General features: G+C 66.2%; 2 protein-coding genes. One reads left to right on the top strand and one right to left on the bottom strand.

The window, feature by feature from the left end; all coding sequences use genetic code 11:
* Window positions 1-2,377: NahK/ErcS family hybrid sensor histidine kinase/response regulator (locus EN879_RS30105; RefSeq protein ID WP_127274448.1), on the top strand; the 2,377-nt coding region annotated here is incomplete at its 5' end.
* Window positions 2,378-2,381: 4 nt separating this feature from the next.
* On the opposite strand, the gene EN879_RS30100 is transcribed toward EN879_RS30105, so the two are convergent.
* Entirely contained in the window at window positions 2,382-3,041 is a 660-nt protein-coding gene (locus EN879_RS30100; protein ID WP_024503139.1) for a response regulator transcription factor, read from the bottom strand.
* Window positions 3,042-3,050 lie beyond the last annotated feature (9 nt).

The following is a 3,050-nucleotide window of genomic DNA, read 5'->3' as shown; positions in this document are numbered from 1 at the left end:
GCTCAAGACCTCGACCTCCGAGACCGAGGACTGGTCGACGCTGATCCTTAATGTGCGGCGCGGGGCGATCTTCATCCTGTTGTTCATCGCCTTCCTCTATTACCGCGAGAGCACCAACAGCGCGCGCCTGTCGTCGATCGGCCTGATGTCGTTCGCGGCCATCGCCCAGTTCGCCCCCGCCCTGATCGGCGGGCTGATCTGGCGCGGCGCCAACGGCCGGGGTGCGGCACTCGGCATGGTCGCCGGCATCCTCGTCTGGGGCTACACACTGCTCCTGCCGTCGCTTGCCGCGGCCGATACCGGCATCATCGTGCACGGGCTGTTCGGCTTCGAGGCGCTGCGGCCGCAGGCCCTGTTCGGCACCGTCGCCGAACCGCTGAACCACGGCGTGTTGTGGAGCCTGTCGATCAATGCGGTGTTTTTCGTGCTTGGCTCGCTGTCGCGCGCGTCGGTGCCGCTGGAACGCATCCAGGCGTCGATCTTCGTGCCGCGCGATGCCGGCCCGATGCCCAGCCTGCGCCGTTTCCGCACCGCCATCACCGTCAACGACCTGAAGGACACGATCGGGCGCTATCTCGGCGTCGAGCGCACCGAGCGCTCTTTCCAGTCGTTCGAAAAGACCAACGGAACCTCGCTGCACGGCAACGAACAGGCGAGCATGGACGTCATCCGCTTTTCCGAGCAGCTGCTGGCCAGCGCCGTCGGCTCCTCCTCGGCACGGCTGATCCTGTCGCTGCTGTTTCGGCGCCACGACCGCGAATCCCGAGATGCCTTCCGCTTGCTCGACGACGCCACCGAGGCGCTGCAGCACAACCGCGACCTCTTGCAGATCGCGCTCGACCAGATGGAACAGGGCATCACCGTCTTCGATCGCGATTTCCGCCTGATCTGCTGGAACCGCCAGTACCGGGCGCTGTTCGACCTGCCCGACGAGATGGGCCAGGTCGGCGTCTCGCTCGACCGCATCCTGCGCCATCTCGCCGAGCGCGGCGACATTCCCGCCGATCAGCGTGTGGCCATGCTCAACCGGCTGACCAGCTTCGTCAGCCCGTGGCAGATGGAGCTGAAAACCTCGGGCCGCATCCTGGAACTGCGCTCCAACCCGATGCCGGACGGCGGCATCGTCGCCACCTATGCCGACATTTCCGGGCGCGTCGAGCAGGATCTTGCGCTGAAAAGGGCCAATGAATCGCTGGAGCAGCGGGTCAAGACGCGCACCATCGAGCTGACCCGGGTCAATGAGGAACTGGCGCAGGCACAGATGCTGGCCGAGGAGGCCAATCTCGGCAAGACGCGCTTCCTCGCCGCCGCCGGCCACGACATCCTGCAGCCGCTGAACGCCGCCCGGCTCTATTGCTCCTCGCTGATCGAGAAGGCCGGCAAGGGACCTGCCGGCAAGGCGGCCGTGAACATCGAATCCTCGCTGGAATCCGTCGAGACCATTCTCGGCGCCGTGCTCGACATCTCCCGCCTCGATGCCGGCGCGATGAAGCCGGATGACACCGCCTTCAACCTCGACGGATTGCTGCGCCAGATCGGCAACGACTTCCGGCCGCTGGCCGCCGAAAAGAAGCTCGAGCTGACCATCATGCCGTCATCGCTGACGGTGACGACGGACCGCAATTTGCTGCGCCGCCTGATCCAGAATCTCGTCTCCAACGCCATCAAATACACGCGCCGCGGCCGCGTGCTGGTTGGCGTCAGGCGGCGCGGCGAATTGGCCGAGATCCAGGTGATCGACACCGGCATCGGCATCGCCGGCGACAAGCTGAACACCGTCTTTCGCGAATTCACCCGGCTCGACGAGGGCGCGCGCGAGGCCGAGGGCCTCGGTCTCGGCCTCTCCATCGTCGACCGCATCGCCCGGGTGTTGCGCCTGGAGATCCGCATCTTTTCCAGTCCGGGCAAGGGCACGCGATTCTCCGTTATCCTGCCCGTCGCGGCCGTGCAGGCACGACGCGAGATCGAAGCCAGGGCTCCCGCCCGCGCGACAGCCTCGCTGGCCGGTCTGCACGTGCTGTGCATCGACAACGACGCCCGCATCCTCGAAGGCATGCGGCTCCTGCTCGAAGGCTGGGGTTGCAACGTCGACACCGCGTCCGGTTCAAAGGATCTGGAGACCGCGAAGATACATCGCCCGGACATCGTCCTTGCCGACTACCATCTCGACGGCGAAACCGGCCTCGAACTCGTCGTCAGGCTGCGTGCGATCCATGGCGACACCCTGCCGGCCGTGCTGGTCACCGCCGACCGCTCCAACGAGGTGCGCACGACCGCCGGCGGGCTCGAGATTGCGGTGATCAACAAACCGCTCAAACCAGCGGTACTGCGCTCGATGATGGCCAGGGTCAGGCCGCTGGCGCCGGCGGCGGAATAGGGGTCTAACCCGCCGGCTGCAGCGGGTCGCTGCCGATCTTGGACAGCAGGATCACCGCCTGGGTGCGGCTGTCGACGCCGAGCTTCTGCAGGATGGCGGAGACATGCGCCTTGATGGTGGCCTCGGAGACGCCGAGTTCATAGGCGATCTGCTTGTTGAGCAGGCCCTCGGCCAGCATGCCGAGCACCCGGGTCTGCTGCGGCGTCAACGCCTGCAGCCGCTTGATCAGGTCGGATATTTCAGGGTCGCGCTCGATGCCGAGATCGACGCCGACGGGTGCTGCAATATCGCCGGCAAGCACCGATTGCACGGCGCTGCGGATTTCTTCCATGCTGGCCGATTTGGAGATGAAGCCGGAAGCGCCGAGGTCGAGCGCCCGCCTGATGGTCGCCGGATCGTCATGCGCCGACACCACGACCAGCGGCACCGCCGGATGGATGCCACGCAGCGAGATCAGGCCGGAGAGGCCGCTGGCGCCCGGCATCGACAGGTCGAGCAGCACCAGATCGACGTCCTCGTTGGCCACGACCAGCGCCTTGGCGCTCTCGAAATCGCCGGCTTCATGGATGGCGGCGACATTGCCGATGCCGGCGAGCGCTTCGCGCAGCGCACCGCGAAACAGCGGGTGATCGTCGGCGATGACGAAAGAATAGCCTGCCGGCAAATGTCCCTC

Source organism: Mesorhizobium sp. M7A.F.Ca.AU.002.02.1.1, from assembly GCF_003998535.1.
Lineage (GTDB): Bacteria > Pseudomonadota > Alphaproteobacteria > Rhizobiales > Rhizobiaceae > Mesorhizobium > Mesorhizobium ciceri.
The sequence above is the reverse complement of the archived record's forward strand: the minus strand, read 5'-3'. Positions and strand labels throughout refer to the sequence as shown.